The following is a 17432-nucleotide window of genomic DNA, read 5'->3' as shown; positions in this document are numbered from 1 at the left end:
CATCGGGTCACCTGTCAGTCCGGCAGCCAGCGAGCGCGACGGACGAGTTTTAGGGCAAATTCATGAGCGAGAAAAAACGCGGATTTCTGGGCCGGCTCTTCGGCGGAAAGGACAAGCCGGACGCGGAGCCGGATGCTGTTGCCGAAGCCACGGCAACTCCGGAACAGGTCCAGGAACGGATCGACGAAGATGCCGTCGATGTGACGGCATCCGTTGAAATGAATGTCGAGCCGGTCGCTTCGATGAGTGCGCCCACCGAGCCTTTCGGCATCGGGTCGGAGCCGCAGCTGATCCCGGACATGCCACCGCCACAGGTTCCCGCCGGTCCGGAAGAACTCCTGTCGACAGATCTCGCCGAAGAACCGGAAGAGGCATTGGCAACGGAAAGCGTGAAAGAACCGGAACCGGTGGCCGAGCCGGAACCTGCCCCCGAGGAGCCGAAGCAGACCTGGTTTCAAAGGCTGAAGAAAGGCCTCTCCAGATCGTCCGCGTCGCTGACGGAAGGCATCACGTCGATCTTCACCAAGCGCAAGCTGGACGCCTCCATGCTGGAGGAGTTGGAGGACATTCTGATTCAGGCGGATCTCGGCGTCGACACGTCCATGGCCATCACGGAGCGGCTGTCGGACGGGCGCTACAACAAGGAAATCTCCCCGGAAGAAGTCCGTGAAATCCTCGCCGAGGAAGTCGAGAAAGTTCTGGAGCCGGTTGCACAGCCGCTCGATCTCGATACGGGCAAGAAACCTCACGTTGTCCTGATGGTCGGCGTGAACGGGACGGGCAAGACGACGACCATCGGCAAACTCTCCCGCAAACTGCGGTCCGAGAACAAGAAAGTGATGCTCGCCGCAGGCGATACCTTCCGCGCGGCGGCCGTCGAACAGCTCAAGATCTGGGGTGAACGGACCGGTGCGGAGGTGATCGCCCGGGATACGGGGGCCGATGCCGCCGGGCTCGCCTTCGACGCCATGAAGGAAGCGCAGGAGAAGCAGGTCGATGTGCTCCTGATCGACACGGCGGGCAGGCTCCAGAACAAGGCCGAGCTGATGGATGAGCTGGAAAAGGTCATCCGGGTCATAAAGAAACACGATCCCGACGCGCCGCACACGGTTCTTCTGACGCTCGATGCAACCACGGGCCAGAACGCCCTCAACCAGGTCGAGATCTTCGGCAAGGTTTCCGGCGTGACCGGGCTGGTCATGACCAAGCTCGACGGCACGGCGCGCGGTGGCATCCTGGTGGCGATTGCCGCCAAACACGGTCTGCCGGTGCATTTCATCGGCGTCGGCGAGGGTGTCGAGGACCTGGAGCCGTTTTCGGCCAAGGACTTTGCCAGCGCCATCGCCGGCCTCGCCTGACGGTTCGGGCCGCTTCAGGCTTTCCTTTTTCGTTCTCTGAAGGCGGCTGTCTTGGCGCGATTGCCGCACAGCTTCATGTCGCACCAGCGGCGTTTCCTGTTTTTGGTCACGTCCGTGAACCAGAATGTGCAGTTGGGCCCTGCGCAGTTGCGTGTCAGCCGGCAATCCGTCTCCGTCAGAAGCTCCGAAATCTGCTGCGCGATCGGCACGAGCAGATCCGCGGCGGTTCTGATTTCATAGCCGCCCTGAAGCCGCAGTCCTGCACTGCCCGTGTCGTCCGGCAGCAGCCGGTACCGGTAGGTTCCCGCGGACATGAGGTTGTTGATCCCTTCCAGTTCTTCCGCCGTGAGCTGCCAGCCGGGGCCCCCGTCCTGCCGGATGACGAGCGCCCGAAACCATTCGCGAAGCTCCCGCGCCTGCGCCGCCGCTTCATTCAGGTCTTTCGCCGGGATACGGGCAACAACGTCCGCGGCCTGAGCCTCTCCCAGAACACCTGCGGCCGTCATCCATGAGATCAACGCGGGGCCGTCCGCGATCCACTCGATCTCGGTTCCGTGCGGCGCGCCTATCGAATTCAGGAAATCGAGCGCCGGATGATCGGCAATCAGGATGGGCGGCGTTCCGGCCGGATCAGTCACTCGGTTTCCTTTTCGCGTTCACGGGTTTTTGAAACCATCAAACGGTTATTTTGCAGGTTGCTCAACTTGTATGTAACCGTCAAATATGCATTTTGAAGGTTGCAAGATATCCTTTCCCATTTCCAGGAGATTTCGGAATGACCAAGATCCTGCATATCAATGCCTCGCCGCGCGGTTCGAAGTCGCAATCGGCCCAACTGGCAAACGCCTATCTCGACACGCGGAGACAAAGGGAGCCGGCCGTTGACGTCGATACCCTTTCGCTCTGGGAGGAAGACCTGCCGGAGTTCGACGGCGACAAGAATGCCGCCAAACTGTCCTTCTTCGGCGTCGGCGAGATGGATGCGGCCGGCAAGACCGCCTGGGACCAGGTGGTGGAGGTCACGCAGCGGTTCATGGCCGCCGACGAATATGTCTTCAATATTCCCATGTGGAACGGCGGAATCCCGTACAAGCTCAAGCACTATATCGATGTGATCACGCAGCCGGGTCTTCTGTTCGGCTTCGAACCGGAACGCGGCTATTTCGGGCTTCTGGAAAACAAGGCGGCGCATGTGTTCTACAGTTCGGGCGTTTTTGCGCCCGGGGCCGACAGGAAATACGGCGAGGACTATCACTCGGCCTACATGAACTGGTGGTTCGGGCTCGTCGGGATCGAAAGGGTTTTGACGACGCGGCACCAGCCGAGCATTCTGACGGCCACACCGGCTGATGACCTGGAACGGGCGATCGCACAGGCAAGGGCAGCTGCCTGACCGGGGACCGTTCCTGACGACGGCGGTGGCCAAGAAGGCCACTGCCTGCCGCGTTCGCTACCGGCCTAGATTGACTGATTGCTAACACTCCCAACGATGGTGCGAGCTGTGCGTTGTTCCAAATTGAATTGAGCCGATCAGAAAATCTTCCGGTCGAGCGGGTCGGGCAACTCTCCGTCCCGGCTAGAGCCCGCAAATCTGCCCGAAACCAACCAATACGCGGTCGCAGAGACAAGTCCGAAAATACAGCCGACAACGGACATAATAGAAAACAAAAAATCACTGAAGTTGTATGGCGTTTCGAAAACGTGGCGGGCTCTCAGGAATAACAAATAACTCATCAACATCCCATTCACCGCGCCAAAGAAAAAGTAGTAGCCAATACTTCGAAATTTATAATATTCTGATGATAAGCTGCAAATCAGAAAAACCGGAATCGAATAAACGAATATCAGTGTATATGCGAATAAGATTAAACGAAATAAGCCATCAATTGAGCGAACAATTGAAAAAGCAACGCAGCCTATCAAAAGAAGGCTGCACGATGTTAGTACGCTAAACAGGTAGCCGGCGGCCACTCGCAAGAACCATGGCCATCTGGACGTTGACTCAATTGCAGAACCAAGCCGCAACAACCAAGTCATCGACCCGGTTCCCAGCCGTCCGGCGCCATTACGAAACCCTCGAACTGAAACCCGGGGGCAACGGTGCAGCCGACAAGTGTCCAGGCACCAAGCGAGCGTGCCTGTTGCCAGCCGTCGCGCGGCACGATTCCCTGCGGACGCTCGCCAGCGCCAAGGTTGTTGCCCAGCCTGAGATCCTGCCTCTGCCTGCCGTCGGCGCTGATGGAAAGCTCCAGCGGCGCTCCGGCATACCAGTGCCAGGTTTCAACGGCATCGACTTTGTGCCAGCGCGAGACGATGCCTTCCGGCAGAAGAAAGTAAATGAGCGTGGACGCAGCCCGGCCGGTTTCGTCGGTGACCTCGTCACGGAACGTTTCGACATAGTAGCCGCCCTCGGGATGCGGCTGCATGTTGAGGAGGCTGACGACGACGTCCGCCGTCATGGTGGCAAAGTCCTGCATAATCAAAGAGTGTACCGTTCAGGACCGAACGCGGTCAAACACGGCTCATGAGGGGTTTGTATCCGTACAATAGGCGAGGTCATCAATGGTTTCCCGCAAAGCGGCGACAACTTCCTCGTAAAGCACCTGCATGTCCAGCTTGTGGCCGCCCCCATGGTGCATGGGGATCGCCTCGGCCTGGCTCAGGATACGGTGCACGACGTCCTTGGCGCGCTGTTCGGCAGTGCGTGAGGTGGACGTTCCGGCATTTGCTGGTGTCATGGTTTCTGCCCCGACATGATCACGATTGGGTGCATATGGGGACGGAAACCGGCGATATAAGGCTTTTGCCGAAGAAATGAGCCTCGTATTTTTGCCTATTGAACGCTCGGCAAAGAAACCGCGTCAGGCGTTGTCTTTTCGTGTCCTGATCTCTGCAAATATTTCCGCAGCAGACTTTCCGCTCATGCCGAGCGCGTCGGCGACGGAAGCTTCGCCCGCGCGCAGGAAGGGGTTCGTCGCCTTTTCGGCAGACATGGTTGTGGGAAGCGTCGCCCCGCCGCTCGCACGGATCCGGCCGACCTCTTCGGCGCGCGCCTGCAGGTCGGCATTGCCGGGTTCGATGGTAAGCGCAAACTTCGCGTTTGCCTCCGTATACTCGTGGCCGCAATAGATGCTGGTGTCATCAGGAAGCTGGTGAATGAGTTTTTCGAGGGATGACCACATCATTTCCTTGTCGCCCTCGAAGACCCGGCCGCAACCGAGTGAGAACAGCGTGTCTCCGGTATGGGCCATTCTGATTTCCGGGACAGACCAGGAAATCTGATCGAGCGTGTGTCCCGGGGTTGCGATCGCCTTGATTTCGTACGGACCGCACTTGATGTGATCGCCATCTTCCACCGTCCGGTCCAGCTCCGCGATCTTCTGCCGCGACCGCGCCGGGCCGTAAACGGTTGCTTCGGTTGCCTGCTTGAGATCGCCCAGCCCCTGAACGTGATCCCAGTGATGGTGGGTGATCAGGATATGGGTGAGGTTCCAGCCCTTTTCCGACAGCGCCTTTTCGTATGTGGTGGCCTCGGGGACATCGATGGCGATGGTCGTGCCGCTTTCGCTGTCGTGAACCAGGACGCCAAAATTGTCGTTAAGGCAGGGAAACTGGTGGATCTCGGTTGTGTCGCTCAAGGCCATGTCGAAGGTTTCCGAAGTGATTGACTTGTTGTTTGCCACAGTGGCAAACAGGAGGCCGGAGGGCAAGACGGGAAGCGATCGCTTTCGGTCGGTGCCCGAACCCTAGCCAGTTCGGACCTGAATGTATCTCGACGTCGTTCATTTGCGCGCCTTTTACGATCTGCCGCTCGGGCGCCTGCTGCGCAGCCTGATCGGGGCGCCGATCCGCGAGATGTGGCCCGAGTTGAACGGGCAGCGGCTCCTTGGCGTGGGTTATGCCGGACCGTTCATGCGCCCCTATCTCGAGTCGGCGGAACGTGCGATCGCGGCAATGCCGGCGCCCCAGGGCGCCGTGTCCTGGCCGCGCGAGCGCGACAGTGCCTGCACGCTTGTCGAAGACGCCAGCCTGCCCTTCCCGGACATTTCCTTCGACCGGATCATGCTGGTGCATGCGCTGGATCACTGCTCGGAACCGGAGGCGGTTCTGAAGGAAGCCTGGCGCCTGCTCAGTCCCGGCGGACGGCTGATTGCCGTGGTGCCAAACCGGCGCGGCCTTTGGGCACAATCCGAATTGTCGCCCTTCGGTTACGGCCGCCCCTATTCGAGCGGCCAGCTGAAAGATCTGCTCAAGAGCTGCGAGTTCAATGTCGTCGACGACAAGGAAGCGCTGTTCATGCCGCCGTCAAAGGCGCGCACGATCCTGCGCGCCGCGCGCACCTGGGAAGGGATCGGCCGGCGGATCTGGCCTGTCTTCGGCGGCGTGCTTGTCGTGGAAGCGGAAAAAGTCGTCTTTCAGAGCCTTCCTGCCGACGGCAAGAAGAGCCGTCTCCGGGTCCTGCGCCCGGTGTTCATTCCCGAAGGCGTTGCCACGGGTCTGAAGCCCGTCAGGGCAGTGCGGTCCCAGAAGACCATTCTGTCACGTGAGGTGCCGGAAGGTTCGTGATGTGGCGCAGGATCACCTTTTCAGCAGGAAAACGGCCTGCTCGGCGACGATGTTCCAGACCCACCAGGGCGCATTGACCGGGATCTTGTTGCCCTGTGCGCTCAGGGCGATCGCCTTTTCGACATCCGCATCCAGTTCGTGACAGAGTTCCACGAAGTCGCGCAGCGAACAGAAATGAATGTTCGGTGTGTCGTACCACTCATAGGGCAGGTATTTGGTCACCGGCATCCGCCCGCGGAACAGGAGCTGCATACGGTTGCGCCAATGGGCGAAGTTCGGGATCGACACGATCACCTGCTTGCCGATGCGCAAAAGCTCGCTCATCACCTTTTTCGGCTCGCGCGTCGCCTGCAGCGTCTGGCTGAGGATGACCACGTCGAAAGCATCGTCCGGATAGTCGGCGAGGTCCTTGTCGGCATCGCCCTGAATGACCGACAGGCCACGCGCGACACACCGGTTCACACCGGCCTGGCTCAGCTCCACACCGCGGCCGTCAACCTGGCGTTCGCGCGCAAGATAGTCGAGCAGCGCGCCATCTTCCGAGCCGATGTCGAGCACGCGCCCGCCGAGCGGAACAAGCGAGGCGACGACCTTGTGGTCTCCGCGCACCTCGCCGGCGCGGGTCTGTCTGGGAGCCAGGTTCATGTCAGTCGGCCTCCCCCGGCGCTGGTATTCCGCGCGCATGGGCCGCGCCGGTCATGAAACCCTGAATGGTCTCGAACATTTCCGGCACATCCAGAAGGAAGGAATCGTGCCCCCGGTCGCTTTCGATCTCCACGAAGGACACGTTCGCGGCCGCCGCGTTGAGCGCCTTGACCACGCTGCGGCTTTCGGAGGTCGGAAACAGCCAGTCGGACGTGAACGACATGACGCAGAACCGGGTCTTGGTGCCGGCGAAGGCCGCCGGCAGCGAACCGCCGAATTCATGCGCCAGGTCGAAGTAATCCATCGCCCGGGTCACGTAGAGATAGGAATTGGCGTCGAACCGGTCGACGAACGTCATTCCCTGGTGGCGCAGGTAGCTTTCGATCTGAAAGTCCGCGTCGAAGCCGAAGGTCAGCCTGTCCCGGTCCTGGAGGTTCCGGCCGAATTTCTGGTGCAGGGATTCGTCCGACATGTAGGTGACGTGCGCCGCCATTCGGGCGACCGCGAGCCCTTTTGTCGGCCGGACGCCCTCTCCGATATAGCCGCCGCCGCACCAGTTCGGGTCCGCCATGATCGCCTGGCGCCCGACTTCGTGAAAGGCGATGTTCTGGGATGTGTGCCGCGCCGAGGCCGCGATGGGGACGGCCGCGAACACGCGCTCCGGGTAACTCGCCGCCCATTGCAGCACCTGCATGCCGCCCATGGATCCGCCGATAACCGTAAAGAGCGTGTCGATGCCGAGAAAATCAACCAGCCGGGCCTGTGCACGGACCATGTCCCGGATGGTGATCACCGGCAGATCAAGTCCGTAGGGAGCACCGGTTTCCACGTTGATCGATGCCGGGCCCGTGGTGCCCAGGCAGCCGCCCAGAACATTGGCACAGACAACGAAATAGTGGTTGGTGTCGATCGGTTTGCCCGGACCGACCATCAGTTCCCACCAGCCCGGCTTCCCGGTCACCGGGTTGGTCGAAGCAACATACTGGTCGCCGGTGAGCGCATGGCAGACGAGGATCGCGTTCGACTTGTCCGCGTTAAGCGTGCCATAGGTCTCGTAGGCAATCTGCCACGGCGCCAGCTGGACGCCCGAATCCAGTTCAAGCGGTTCATCCGCCGAAAAGCGCGCAAGCCTGCTCGACGGTGCCTCCGCTTCGTTCGCTTTCACATGGTCAAGCGCTTCCGGATTTTTGCTCTCAGTTGGCATGACAGGTCGGGCGTTCTTCTTGTATTAACCGGGGAACCTCGGGTGATGATGTTATACAGGACTGAGCGTGCCCTAAATCCGGTTCGAGGGTTCGGGTTCGGCAAATCAGCCAGACGAGCGACCTAGCCGTGCGCGGCTCGATGAGTCAATGATTTCTTTTGCGTTTGGGCGATCACATGAATATGACTATGCGCCGCTGCACCATGAAACGAGGCTGGGACCCCAGATGCCGCAATCACCGGACGATGGCATGAAAACCGTCGATCTGCGCACTCGCGTCGACGAGATCGACATGCGCATCCACGAGGCCCTGATGGAGCGGGCGGAGGTGGAAACCGCGCTCCAGAATGCCGGCAGCGGTACCGCGGTCGCGGCCCTCACCTACCGCCCTGACCGGGATGCGGACAGTGTCCGGCAGATGCTGGAACGGCACCGGGGCACGCTGCCGATCGCCGCGGTCGAACAGATCTGGCGCGACATTATCTGTGCCTGCACGCTGCACGGAGCCGAAACCGTCATTTACCTGGACGGCGGCGCCGAGCTGATCGACATGCTCGACCTTGCCAGGTTCTATTTCGGATTTTCGACGGAGCTCGACCCCTGCAGCGACGCCTCGGACGTCGTTGATGCGGTGGGTCTTTCATCCGGGAGTGCAATCGGTCTCGTCGCCCTGAACGACCGGGCGGACCTGCCCTGGTGGCGGGGGCTCAGCGAGACGGGCGCGCTCGTGAGGGCGCGCTTGCCGTTCGTGATGCTCGATGAACGCCCGGCCGATCTGCCGGCGCTGGTTCTGTCGCGGGCGGACAACCTGGTCGACAACACCGACGTTACGGTTTATGACGCGCGCTGGTCCGATGTTCTGCCCGGCAAGCTTATGGATCAGGGTATTGAAGTTCTTAGCTTTTTCCGATCAGGTAGCGGTGTTGACGCATTGCTGGCGATATCGGGAGAACTGACCGAGGAAGATGCGCTGGCTGCCTGCACTGCAGCCGGGGCCAGACCGGACGTGCTGCGCCGGGTCGGCGGCTATGCCGCGCCGATCGACGGCGAAACCGATGGCGACGACGAGTTCGGCGGCGAAGAGCCGCAAGACTGAGCGGGAAGATGACGATGAGTGAAGCAGACTTGACCAGATCCGAGCGCCCGCAACCGCGCGCAGGTGTCATGGAAATTGCCGCCTATGTTCCGGGCAAATCCAAGGGCACGCACGGCAAGACGCTGCACAAGCTGTCGTCCAACGAGACCCCGCTCGGTGCGAGCCCGAAGGCGAAGGCCGCCATTGAAACGGTCGCGCATAACCTTGAGCTTTATCCCGACGGCGCCGCCAACGAACTGCGCGATGCCATCGCGGAGACCTATGGGCTGCACCCCGACCGCATCATCTGCGGCGCCGGTTCGGATGAAATCCTGAGCTTTCTCGCCTACGCCTATCTTGGGGCCGGCGACGAGGCGATCTATTCCGAACATGGTTTCCTGATCTACGACATCGCGATCCGTGCGGCCGGTGCCACGCCGGTCGTTGCGCCGGAAACGGATCTGAAAACCGACGTCGACGCCATCCTCGCCCGGGTAAGCGACAAGACGAAGATGGTTTTCATCGCCAATCCGAACAATCCGACCGGAACCTACCTGCCGTTCGAGGAAGTCAAACGGCTGCACGAGGGTCTGCCTGCACACGTGCTTCTGGTTCTCGATGCGGCCTATGGCGAATACGTGCGCAAGAACGACTATGAAAGCGGGATCGAGCTCGCGGCGACGTCCGACAATGTCGTCATGACCCGGACCTTCTCCAAGGTCTACGGGCTTGCCAATCTGCGCATCGGCTGGGGCTTCGGTCCGTCGCATATCATCGATGCGCTCAACCGGATTCGCGGCCCCTTCAACGTTTCCGGTATGGCCATCGCGGCCGGGATCGCCGCGGTTCAGGACCGCGAATTCCTGACACGGGCCGTCGAACACAATGACGAATGGCTGCCCTGGGTGACTGCGGAGCTGGAAAAGCTCGGCCTGAAGGTGACGCCGAGCGTCGGCAATTTCGTGCTCGTCCACTTTCCCGATGAAGACGGCAAGCGGGCGGCAGATGCAGATGCCTATCTTCTGCAACATGGCTGCGTGCTGCGACAGGTCGCAAATTACGGCCTGCCGAATGCCCTGCGCATGACCGTCGGTTCGGAAGAAGCAAACCGGACGGTCGTCGAACATCTGAAGACATTCCTGGGACAGGCCTGAAGGCAGAACAAGAAGACATGACTGGCGCTCCCATATTCGACCGGATGGCCCTGATCGGCATAGGCCTGATCGGCTCCTCGCTCGCGCAAGTGGCGCGGCAACGCGGCCTCGTGAACGAGATCGCCATTTCGACCCGCTCGGCCGCGACCCTGCAGCGCGCGGAAGAACTCGGCCTTGGCGATCACTACGCGCTGGATGCCGCAGAGGCTGTCGAAGGCGCGGATCTGGTCATTCTCTGTGTGCCGGTAGGCGCCAACGAGGCCGTTGCCAAATGGATTGCGCCGGCCCTGAAAAAAGGCGCGATCCTGACCGACGCGGGGTCCACCAAGGAATCGGTGGTGGAGCAGGTGAGCCCGCATGTTCCGGACGGTGTGCACTTCATCCCGGGACACCCGATCGCCGGTACGGAGCATTCGGGTCCGGATGCCGGCTTCCCGACCCTGTTCGACCAGCGCTGGTGCATTCTCACGCCGCCGGAAAACACGGACCCGGACGCGCTTGCCAGGCTCAAGGCCTTCTGGGAAGGCTGCGGATCCGATGTCGATCTGATGGAGCCCAAGCATCACGACCTGGTTCTGGCGATCGTCTCCCACCTGCCGCACCTGATTGCCTACAACATCGTGGGCACCGCTGACGACCTGGCCACCGTGACCAAATCGCAGGTGATCAAGTATTCCGCATCGGGCTTCCGCGACTTCACGCGCCTGGCCGCGTCCGACCCGACCATGTGGCGGGACGTCTGCCTGAACAACAAGGAAGCCATCCTGGAGATGCTGGCCCGGTTCTCCGAAGACCTGTCCGCCATGCAGCGGGCCATCCGCTGGGGTGACGGCGAGATGCTGTTCGACCTGTTTACCCGCACCCGGGGCATCCGGCGCTCGATCATCGAGGCGGGCCAGGAAACGGACGCGCCGGACTTCGGCCGCCATGCGGCCGGGACACCGGTCAGTTCGACCGACTGACGATGAAATCCGCCAGCGCCGACAAAGTGCGGGCGTTTTCCCGGTAGGGTGCCAGCAGCTGTTCGGACTCCTGCAGTAGCGTCTTCAGTTCGGTATGGGTCTTTTCCGCGCCCCAAAGGCCCACAAGCGTGGCCTTGCCCGCTTCGGCGTCCTTGCCGGTCGCCTTGCCCATGACTTCCGGGCTGGCCTCGACATCCAGAAGGTCGTCGGCCAGCTGGAAGGCCAGGCCGATCACCTCGCCGAACCGTGTCAGCCTGTCGATGTCGTCATCGGACGCGTCGGCGACGATGGCGCCCGAGCGGCAGGCATAGCGCAGGAGCGCGCCCGTCTTCATGGACTGGAGCAGACGGATTTCGGTTTCCGAACGGTCCCGGTGCTCCGATTCAAGATCGAGCATCTGGCCGCCGGCCATGCCGCCGACACCGGCTGCCCGCGACAGTTCTCTCGACAGCCGGAGCCGGACGGCGGCATCGTCGTGAACGGTTTCGCTGCCGACGACATCAAATGCGAGCGTCAGCAAGGCATCGCCCGCCAGGATCGCCGTTGCCTCGTCAAAGGCCTTGTGCACGGTCGGTTGTCCGCGGCGCAGGTCGTCATCATCCATGGCGGGAAGATCGTCATGGATGAGCGAATAGCAGTGGATGAGTTCCAGCGCGCAAGCCGTCTGCAGGACGCCGTCATCATCGCGGCCGAACAGTCTGGCGGCCTCGACGACAAGGATGGGTCTGAGGCGTTTGCCGCCGTTGAGCGCGCCGTGACGCATGGCGTCGACCAGACGGGGTGGCCGTGCTATCTCACCGGAAATCGCCGCCGGGTCCAGAATGTGTTTCAGAACGGTTTCAATCCGGGCGCCCTGTTCGCTCAGGTGCTGCGTCAGCTCAATCGTCACGAGGTACTCCAGACCGTATTTCCGGCAATTGCAAAGTTCGGCTTTCCCTGAGACCAATTCTTTGTATCGTCAAGACCGGAATTTCAAAAAATAGATCAACCGGCTAGTTTGACCAGCCACATACCGCGCCCGGATCGGGCCATCACCTGGAGACCCGCACATGAAATTGCTGTCGAACCTGTTGCGTTCCTTCATCAAACGGGGCCGCATGCGCGTCATCGACGTGACGGGAAAGGTTCACGCGTTCGGTTCCGGCGAGGATGGTCCGACGGTGACCATCCGCCTGCATGACAAGAAGCTCTACACAGCGCTGTTCCTGAACCCGGAGCTGGCCGCAGGCGAAGCCTACATGGACGGCACGCTGACGATGGAAGAAGGGTCGACATGCTACGATTTCATGTTCCTGTTCTCCATCAACAGGGCACCGCTTGGCGCGCATCCCGTGCAGGGCCTCCTGCGCAAGGGGTGGAAGGCATTCCGGCGGCATCAGCAAAAAAACAGCGTCGAACGGGCAAAGAAGCAGGCCCGGCATCACTACGATCTGTCGACGGACCTTTACCGGCTGTTTCTTGACGAGGGCCTGAACTACAGCTGTGCCTACTACACCGACCCGGACGTGAGCCTCGAGGCGGCGCAGGACGCGAAGCTGACGCACCTGGTGGCCAAGCTCGACCTGGAAGACGGCATGGAGGTCCTGGAAATCGGTGGCGGCTGGGGATCGCTGGCTATCAGGATGGCGGAGGCCGGTGCGTGCGTCACGTCGCTGAACGTGTCACCGGAACAGGTCAAGATCGCGGAAGAACGGGTCAAGGCGGCGGGCGTGGAGGACCGGGTCAGGTTCGTGCTCAAGGACTACCGTGAATTCGAAGGGCAGTTCGACCGGATCATCTCGGTCGGCATGATGGAACATGTCGGCATCGGCCACCTGGATGAATATTTCGGCAAGATCCGGGATTGCCTGACGGATCGCGGCTATGCCGTGGTCCATTCCATCGGGCGCATGACGCCGCCGGGCACGACGGGGCCGTTCATCAGGAAATACATTTTCCCCGGCGGATACGTCCCGGCCCTGTCCGAAGTCTTTGCATCGACCGAGCGCCTCGGGTTATGGGTCTGCGACAACGAGATCCTGCGGTTGCACTACTACTATACGATCCGGGACTGGCGCATCCGCTTCGAGGAGAAGCGCGCTGTGGCAGCGGAGCTCTATGACGATGCCTTCTGCCGGATGTGGGAGTTCTATTTGTGCGCGGTCGAACTCGGGTTTCTGCACGGCTCGAACATGGTTTTCCAGCTGCTCCTGTCGAAGGAACGCGATGCCGTACCGATCATCCGCGATTTCATTCAGGACAATGAACGGAAGTTGAATGGGACGACGTAAGGCGGCAGCCGGGAGCGGCAAGGGCTCTTCCCGGGACACCCGCAAAAAGCGTTCTTTCTGGCAAAGGGTCCGGCGGCGGCTGTTGCAGCTGCTGCTGGTTGTGATCCTGTTGCCGCCCGTTCTCACGATTGTCTATTCCGTCGTGCCTCCGGTCAGCACCCTGATGCTCGCCCGCTATGTCCAGTTCCTCTGGGTCGACCGGCAATGGGTACCCCTTGAGGAGATTTCTCCCAACCTCGTCAGATCGGTCATCACCTCCGAGGACAGCGGGTTCTGCACCAATGACGGCGTGGAATGGGAGGCGCTCCAGGACCAGGTCGAGGCGCTCAGCGAGGGCGAACGCCCCCGGGGGGCCAGCACGATCACCATGCAGACCGCGAAGAACCTGTTTCTTTGGGCCGAACGCTCCTATGTCAGGAAGGCGCTCGAGTTGCCGCTTGCGCTGATGCTGGACGCAATCCTCACCAAGAAGCGGGTTCTGGAAATCTATCTCAACATCGCGGAGTGGGGCGAAGGCATCTTCGGTGCGGAAGCCGCGGCGCAGGCCTGGTTCGGCAAGCCGGCGAAGGACCTGACGCGGACAGAAGCCGCGCGTCTGGCCACCGCACTGCCCAATCCGCTCGGTCGAAACCCTGCCAATCCGTCCGCCGGGCACCGCCGTCTGGCGGCGACCAATCTCGCCCGTGTCCGGTCTTCGGGTCCGATTTTCGGCTGTGTTCTGGCGAATTAACCCTGATACAAGACGGATCAAACGGTTGCGCCTGAAAATGACCGAGAATTTTTTGTGTTTGGGGTGGCAAAACGCCGGCGTTGCCTGTATAACGCCGCGCATTCCAACACGCTGCGTGACGCCACGCCCCGGGCTGACCCGGTCCGGGCCGCGCGGTTATGGACCACGGAGAAAAACAAAATGGCAGTTCCAAAGAGAAAAACCTCGCGTATGAAGCGCGGTTTTCGCCGTTCTACGGACGCCCTTAAGCAGCCGACTTACGTCGAGGACAAGGATTCAGGCGAACTGCGTCGCCCGCATCACGTTGACCTGAAGACCGGCATGTACCGGGGCCGTCAGATCCTTTCCCCGAAAGAAGACGCATAAGCTCTTCCGCAGGGTGGATCGCCGCTTGGCAAACCAGATTGAGGCTGGCCTTGTTTCGACAGGCCGGCCTTTTTCGTTTGTCCTGAATTGGTGCCCTGAAATCTTGCCTTGAAATCGTGTCTTTGATCGTGTCAGGTCGGCGCACTCCGTGTCCGCCTCTACCGGGAGCCGCGCCATGCGCCTTTTTTCCGCACTTCCCTTCACGCTCTTTTCGCTGCTGATCTACAACGCGCTTGCTTTCACGACGGGCGCCGGCAATCCGCTGTTCTGGTCGGAGCCGATGATCTCGATCGCGATGGTTTCCGGCGCGACGTTCGAACTCCTGGCGAGCGATCTCCTGATCACGCTCGGCCTGTTCTTTCTGTTCATCGAAATCCTGAAGGCAACGCGGATCGGCACGACGGCGCTGCTCGACCACATGTTCTCGGTTCTGGTCTTCGTCGCCTACCTTGTCGAGTTTCTGGTGCTGCCGCAGGCGGCCACGTCGCTGTTTTTCATCCTGATGGTGATATCGCTGATCGACGTGATCGCAGGCTTTTCGATCTCGATCACCGGCGCGCGCCGCGACGTTTCCTTCGGTCACGGTGACGGGCATCTTTGACGCTGAAGCTTGAACTCTAGCCTCAGGCGTCCTTGGTCTCGTCGGTAATCGCGTATTTCTGGATCAGGGGAAGTTGGGTCAGGGTGAACACCAGCGTGATCGGCATGATGCCGAACACCTTGAAGCTGACCCAGAAATCCGTCGAGAAACTGCGCCAGACGATCTCGTTGATCGCTGCCAGCACGAAGAAGAAGATACCCCAGCGAAAGGTCAGCTTGCGCCAGCCCTCGTCCGTCAGCTTGAAGGCGCTGTCAAAGACGTAGCCGAGCAATGCCTTGCCGAAGAAGAGGCCGCCAAGCAGGACGGAACCGAACAGGCAGTTCACGATGGTCGGTTTCAGCTTGATGAAGAGTTCATCATGCAGCCACAGCGTCAGCGCGCCGAAGACCAGGACGACGACGCCGGAAACCAGCGGCATGATCGGCAGGCGGCGCGTCAGCCACAGCGAGACGGTTAGGGAAATCGAGATGGCGACCATGAAGGCCGCCGTTGCCAGGAAAATCGGCTCGCCGACGACCTGCAGAACCGGAAACGCGTTGGCAATCTGCTCGCCGCGCGAGTTGAACAGGAAGAACACGCCGAGCGGACCCAGTTCAAGCGCCAGCTTCAGGAGCGGCGACAGCTCCTTGCGGGTCGGATCGTTCGGGTCGTGTTCCAATTCCATAATGCCGATGCTCCAGATCAGGTGTTTCCGGGAAATAGGGGCAAGGGGGCACCGAGGTCAAGGCTCAGCGGAATACAGAATCGCAAAAATGTCCCGGGTCTATCGTTTCCGCCCGGCGACCACGTGGATGTTCAGCAAGGCAAAAAAGCGATGGTTCTTGTCGCGGTCTTCCAGGTCCGCGTAGAAGGTCCCGGCTTCGGCTGCCGGGATCCTCTCCTCCGCAACACAGCGCTGAAGGGTTTCGGTGAGATCGAAGATGATCTCGGCGTCGGCAAGCCTTTTCAACAGAACGGGATGAACGCTGTGGTGGGTAATGGCGAGGTGGCCGCCAACGAGGTCGACAAGCTCCCGGCCGATCATCGGATTGAGAAATCCGTTTCTGAAGGCGTCCTCGGCATGGCGGGAAATCCCGGCGAGATCCGACCCGATGACGAAACTGCTCCAGTCAGGTTCCGAGGCACAGACGATGCCGCCGGGGCGCACGATCCGCGCCATTTCACCGATCGCCGTTGCGGGATCTGGGATGTGTTGGAGGGACCGGTCGATCCGCGCCGCGTCGAACAGAGCCGGATCGCATCCAAGCGCATGAATGTCGCCCTGGCGCACGGTGATGGACGGGTCCGCGGCCCCAAGTACGTCGGCGACATGGCGCTGTGCGGCCTTGACGAAACTGTCGCTCAGATCGAACCCGGTGACGCCGCCGCCAGGCACCAGCTGCTTCAGCCGCGGCAGATCGAAGCCGAGGCCGCAGGCGAGGTCGGCAACCCTGCTGTCCGGGCCAAGGACCAGCGCCTCATAGGAGGTTCTCTTGTAGGTCTGGAAGTCCGGCAGGCGCTCCATCAATGACAGGCAGGTCTCCAGCTTTGCCAGGTTGACGGCATTGTCCACCCGTCTGAAACCGTCTGCGAGAAAGGTCATGGCGTTGTCCTTGCGCTGATGTCATATGCCTTGCGGGCCGGAATCTGCTATCTATCAGGCAATCGAGTTGAAAAGAACACACGGGTCCCCGAAATGCGCGCAATCCTTTGCCTGGTCCTGCTGATTGGCCTCATGCAACCGGCATGGGCGGTGAAACAGGTGAACTGGCAGGATCTGATCGACCCGGTCGCGGCCGATTTCGATGATCCCTTCGCCGCGCTCGGTCTCGCCGAGCTGAGATCACTCGGCACGGTTCTGCGGCTGCGCAAGCTGCTCGCAGATCCCGGTCTTGAAAATAATTCGCGGGCGGATGCCGCGGATCGGCTCGATCGCGAAGAGGCGAAACTGGCAGCGTCCGGCGTCGACACTGACGGGCTTTTGTCGCGCCGGCAGGAAATCGGCCGCAAGCGCGCGGAAGCGGTGATGGCGGGAAATCCCGATCTTGACGGCAGGCGCATCTCGATCGCCGGCTATGTTATTCCCGTTCTCGGCGCGGAGAACGCATCCTCCACCGGTTATCTTGTTCCGGAACGGGGCATGTGTTCCCACACGCCCGCTCCGGACCCGAACCAGATGATCCGCTACACACTAGCAACGGATTGGACGGCCGATTCCCTCTACGAACCGGTCGAACTTGTCGGCACGCTCAGTATCAGGCCGACCCGGCAGGAGATCACCCTGATCGACGGACAGGTGGAGATGATCGCCGTCTTCGACATGCAGGTCACGGCAGTCGTGCCGCGTGCGCAGAAAGAACCCGGCACGGCGGAGAGGTCTTTTCTCCACTTCAAGCCTCCGCAGACGCGATGAAGGCGTCACCTTCCGACGCTCGGTCCCGGTGAGACGAGCCAAGCGTCTTCGAAATCTACACCCCGTTGCCAGACTGCCTTGGGACACGCATTGTGTTCCAGCGCCTCTC

20 protein-coding genes are annotated in these 17432 nt (G+C 61.1%); 11 read left to right on the top strand and 9 right to left on the bottom strand.

Annotated elements, in window-relative coordinates; genetic code table 11:
* Positions 1 to 62 precede the first annotated feature (62 nt).
* Positions 63 to 1358: a signal recognition particle-docking protein FtsY gene (gene ftsY / locus ACO07N_RS07020; protein WP_421980333.1), complete on the top strand. Its 1296-nt coding sequence runs from the start codon at positions 63 to 65 to the stop codon at positions 1356 to 1358.
* Positions 1359 to 1372: 14 nt separating this feature from the next.
* Here ftsY and ACO07N_RS07015 read toward each other — a convergent pair whose 3' ends face one another.
* On the bottom strand, positions 1373 to 1996 hold the full coding sequence (locus ACO07N_RS07015; protein ID WP_421980332.1) for a CGNR zinc finger domain-containing protein: 624 nt from the start codon (positions 1994 to 1996) through the stop codon (positions 1373 to 1375).
* 137 nt (positions 1997 to 2133) lie between these two features.
* Here ACO07N_RS07015 and ACO07N_RS07010 point away from each other — a divergent pair, with 137 nt between their 5' ends.
* Positions 2134 to 2751 carry an FMN-dependent NADH-azoreductase gene (locus tag ACO07N_RS07010; RefSeq protein ID WP_421980331.1) on the top strand — a complete coding sequence of 206 codons (618 nt, stop codon included), beginning with the start codon at positions 2134 to 2136 and terminating at the stop codon, positions 2749 to 2751.
* Between the two features lie 640 nt (positions 2752 to 3391).
* Here ACO07N_RS07010 and ACO07N_RS07005 read toward each other — a convergent pair.
* The 3 genes from ACO07N_RS07005 to gloB all read right to left on the bottom strand — a co-directional run bounded on the left by ACO07N_RS07005 (position 3392) and on the right by gloB (position 5002).
* A complete protein-coding gene (locus ACO07N_RS07005) occupies positions 3392 to 3817 on the bottom strand; it encodes a cupin domain-containing protein (protein WP_421980330.1) in 426 nt (141 codons plus the stop codon).
* Between the two features lie 63 nt (positions 3818 to 3880).
* Entirely contained in the window at positions 3881 to 4096 is a 216-nt protein-coding gene (locus ACO07N_RS07000; protein WP_421980329.1) for a hypothetical protein, read from the bottom strand.
* A gap of 123 nt (positions 4097 to 4219) precedes the next feature.
* The gene (gloB, locus tag ACO07N_RS06995) at positions 4220 to 5002 is read right to left on the bottom strand and encodes a hydroxyacylglutathione hydrolase (RefSeq protein ID WP_421980328.1); all 783 of its coding nucleotides are present in this window, start codon (positions 5000 to 5002) and stop codon (positions 4220 to 4222) included.
* A gap of 121 nt (positions 5003 to 5123) precedes the next feature.
* Here gloB and ACO07N_RS06990 point away from each other — a divergent pair, with 121 nt between their 5' ends.
* Positions 5124 to 5924 (top strand): class I SAM-dependent methyltransferase, encoded by an 801-nt coding sequence (locus ACO07N_RS06990; RefSeq protein ID WP_421980327.1) that lies wholly within the window; start codon positions 5124 to 5126, stop codon positions 5922 to 5924.
* 12 nt (positions 5925 to 5936) lie between these two features.
* Here ACO07N_RS06990 and metW read toward each other — a convergent pair whose 3' ends face one another.
* Entirely contained in the window at positions 5937 to 6569 is a 633-nt protein-coding gene (gene metW / locus ACO07N_RS06985) for a methionine biosynthesis protein MetW (protein ID WP_421980326.1), read from the bottom strand.
* 1 nt (position 6570) lies between these two features.
* Positions 6571 to 7773: a homoserine O-acetyltransferase MetX gene (gene metX, locus ACO07N_RS06980; protein WP_421980325.1), complete on the bottom strand. Its 1203-nt coding sequence runs from the start codon at positions 7771 to 7773 to the stop codon at positions 6571 to 6573.
* 250 nt (positions 7774 to 8023) lie between these two features.
* Between metX and ACO07N_RS06975 the strand changes: the two genes are divergently transcribed.
* The 3 genes from ACO07N_RS06975 to ACO07N_RS06965 are packed head-to-tail and all read left to right on the top strand — an operon-like array spanning position 8024 to position 10964.
* Positions 8024 to 8869 carry a chorismate mutase gene (locus tag ACO07N_RS06975; protein ID WP_421980324.1) on the top strand — a complete coding sequence of 282 codons (846 nt, stop codon included), beginning with the start codon at positions 8024 to 8026 and terminating at the stop codon, positions 8867 to 8869.
* Positions 8870 to 8883: 14 nt separating this feature from the next.
* Complete coding sequence (gene hisC, locus ACO07N_RS06970; RefSeq protein WP_421980323.1) at positions 8884 to 10002, top strand: histidinol-phosphate transaminase; 1119 nt, start codon at positions 8884 to 8886, stop codon at positions 10000 to 10002.
* A gap of 17 nt (positions 10003 to 10019) precedes the next feature.
* Complete coding sequence (locus tag ACO07N_RS06965) at positions 10020 to 10964, top strand: prephenate/arogenate dehydrogenase family protein (protein ID WP_421980322.1); 945 nt, start codon at positions 10020 to 10022, stop codon at positions 10962 to 10964.
* Here ACO07N_RS06965 and ACO07N_RS06960 read toward each other — a convergent pair.
* Positions 10948 to 11853 (bottom strand): polyprenyl synthetase family protein, encoded by a 906-nt coding sequence (locus ACO07N_RS06960; RefSeq protein ID WP_421980321.1) that lies wholly within the window; start codon positions 11851 to 11853, stop codon positions 10948 to 10950. The genes ACO07N_RS06965 and ACO07N_RS06960 overlap by 17 nt on opposite strands.
* A 160-nt stretch (positions 11854 to 12013) precedes the next feature.
* Here ACO07N_RS06960 and ACO07N_RS06955 point away from each other — a divergent pair, with 160 nt between their 5' ends.
* The 4 genes from ACO07N_RS06955 (at position 12014) to ACO07N_RS06940 (ending at position 14931) form a co-directional block, all read left to right on the top strand.
* Complete coding sequence (locus tag ACO07N_RS06955) at positions 12014 to 13234, top strand: class I SAM-dependent methyltransferase (RefSeq protein ID WP_421980320.1); 1221 nt, start codon at positions 12014 to 12016, stop codon at positions 13232 to 13234.
* Positions 13221 to 13964, top strand: coding sequence for a monofunctional biosynthetic peptidoglycan transglycosylase (mtgA, locus tag ACO07N_RS06950; RefSeq protein WP_421980319.1), 744 nt, complete (start codon positions 13221 to 13223; stop codon positions 13962 to 13964). Before ACO07N_RS06955 ends, mtgA begins: the two co-directional genes overlap by 14 nt.
* Before the next feature lie 180 nt (positions 13965 to 14144).
* The gene (gene rpmF, locus ACO07N_RS06945) at positions 14145 to 14330 is read left to right on the top strand and encodes a 50S ribosomal protein L32 (RefSeq protein ID WP_306142215.1); all 186 of its coding nucleotides are present in this window, start codon (positions 14145 to 14147) and stop codon (positions 14328 to 14330) included.
* Positions 14331 to 14505: 175 nt separating this feature from the next.
* Complete coding sequence (locus ACO07N_RS06940; RefSeq protein WP_421980318.1) at positions 14506 to 14931, top strand: hypothetical protein; 426 nt, start codon at positions 14506 to 14508, stop codon at positions 14929 to 14931.
* 22 nt (positions 14932 to 14953) lie between these two features.
* On the opposite strand, the gene ACO07N_RS06935 is transcribed toward ACO07N_RS06940, so the two are convergent.
* Both ACO07N_RS06935 and ACO07N_RS06930 read right to left on the bottom strand, forming a co-directional pair.
* Positions 14954 to 15589 carry a septation protein A gene (locus ACO07N_RS06935; protein ID WP_421984391.1) on the bottom strand — a complete coding sequence of 212 codons (636 nt, stop codon included), beginning with the start codon at positions 15587 to 15589 and terminating at the stop codon, positions 14954 to 14956.
* Between the two features lie 105 nt (positions 15590 to 15694).
* Positions 15695 to 16513 carry a methyltransferase domain-containing protein gene (locus tag ACO07N_RS06930; RefSeq protein WP_421980317.1) on the bottom strand — a complete coding sequence of 273 codons (819 nt, stop codon included), beginning with the start codon at positions 16511 to 16513 and terminating at the stop codon, positions 15695 to 15697.
* Between the two features lie 93 nt (positions 16514 to 16606).
* Here ACO07N_RS06930 and ACO07N_RS06925 point away from each other — a divergent pair, with 93 nt between their 5' ends.
* Positions 16607 to 17323: a DUF3299 domain-containing protein gene (locus ACO07N_RS06925; RefSeq protein ID WP_421980316.1), complete on the top strand. Its 717-nt coding sequence runs from the start codon at positions 16607 to 16609 to the stop codon at positions 17321 to 17323.
* Positions 17324 to 17432 lie beyond the last annotated feature (109 nt).

It is taken from the genome of Roseibium sp. (genome assembly GCF_965229775.1).
Lineage (GTDB): Bacteria > Pseudomonadota > Alphaproteobacteria > Rhizobiales > Stappiaceae > Roseibium.
Note: the sequence above shows the minus strand (reverse complement) of the source record. Positions and strands in the feature narration are given on the sequence as shown.

Coding starts and splice junctions, on each gene's coding strand:
- ACO07N_RS06990 (WP_421980327.1), top strand. CDS start 5,124: ATGTATCTCGACGTCGTTCATTTGCGCGCCTTTTACGATCTGCCGCTC.
- ACO07N_RS07000 (WP_421980329.1), bottom strand. CDS start 4,096: ATGACACCAGCAAATGCCGGAACGTCCACCTCACGCACTGCCGAACAG.
- gloB (WP_421980328.1), bottom strand. CDS start 5,002: ATGGCCTTGAGCGACACAACCGAGATCCACCAGTTTCCCTGCCTTAAC.
- ACO07N_RS06940 (WP_421980318.1), top strand. CDS start 14,506: ATGCGCCTTTTTTCCGCACTTCCCTTCACGCTCTTTTCGCTGCTGATC.
- metX (WP_421980325.1), bottom strand. CDS start 7,773: ATGCCAACTGAGAGCAAAAATCCGGAAGCGCTTGACCATGTGAAAGCG.
- rpmF (WP_306142215.1), top strand. CDS start 14,145: ATGGCAGTTCCAAAGAGAAAAACCTCGCGTATGAAGCGCGGTTTTCGC.
- metW (WP_421980326.1), bottom strand. CDS start 6,569: ATGAACCTGGCTCCCAGACAGACCCGCGCCGGCGAGGTGCGCGGAGAC.
- mtgA (WP_421980319.1), top strand. CDS start 13,221: ATGGGACGACGTAAGGCGGCAGCCGGGAGCGGCAAGGGCTCTTCCCGG.
- ACO07N_RS06965 (WP_421980322.1), top strand. CDS start 10,020: ATGACTGGCGCTCCCATATTCGACCGGATGGCCCTGATCGGCATAGGC.
- ACO07N_RS07010 (WP_421980331.1), top strand. CDS start 2,134: ATGACCAAGATCCTGCATATCAATGCCTCGCCGCGCGGTTCGAAGTCG.
- ACO07N_RS06930 (WP_421980317.1), bottom strand. CDS start 16,513: ATGACCTTTCTCGCAGACGGTTTCAGACGGGTGGACAATGCCGTCAAC.
- ACO07N_RS06975 (WP_421980324.1), top strand. CDS start 8,024: ATGAAAACCGTCGATCTGCGCACTCGCGTCGACGAGATCGACATGCGC.
- ACO07N_RS06955 (WP_421980320.1), top strand. CDS start 12,014: ATGAAATTGCTGTCGAACCTGTTGCGTTCCTTCATCAAACGGGGCCGC.
- ACO07N_RS07005 (WP_421980330.1), bottom strand. CDS start 3,817: ATGACGGCGGACGTCGTCGTCAGCCTCCTCAACATGCAGCCGCATCCC.
- ACO07N_RS06925 (WP_421980316.1), top strand. CDS start 16,607: ATGCGCGCAATCCTTTGCCTGGTCCTGCTGATTGGCCTCATGCAACCG.
- ftsY (WP_421980333.1), top strand. CDS start 63: ATGAGCGAGAAAAAACGCGGATTTCTGGGCCGGCTCTTCGGCGGAAAG.
- hisC (WP_421980323.1), top strand. CDS start 8,884: ATGAGTGAAGCAGACTTGACCAGATCCGAGCGCCCGCAACCGCGCGCA.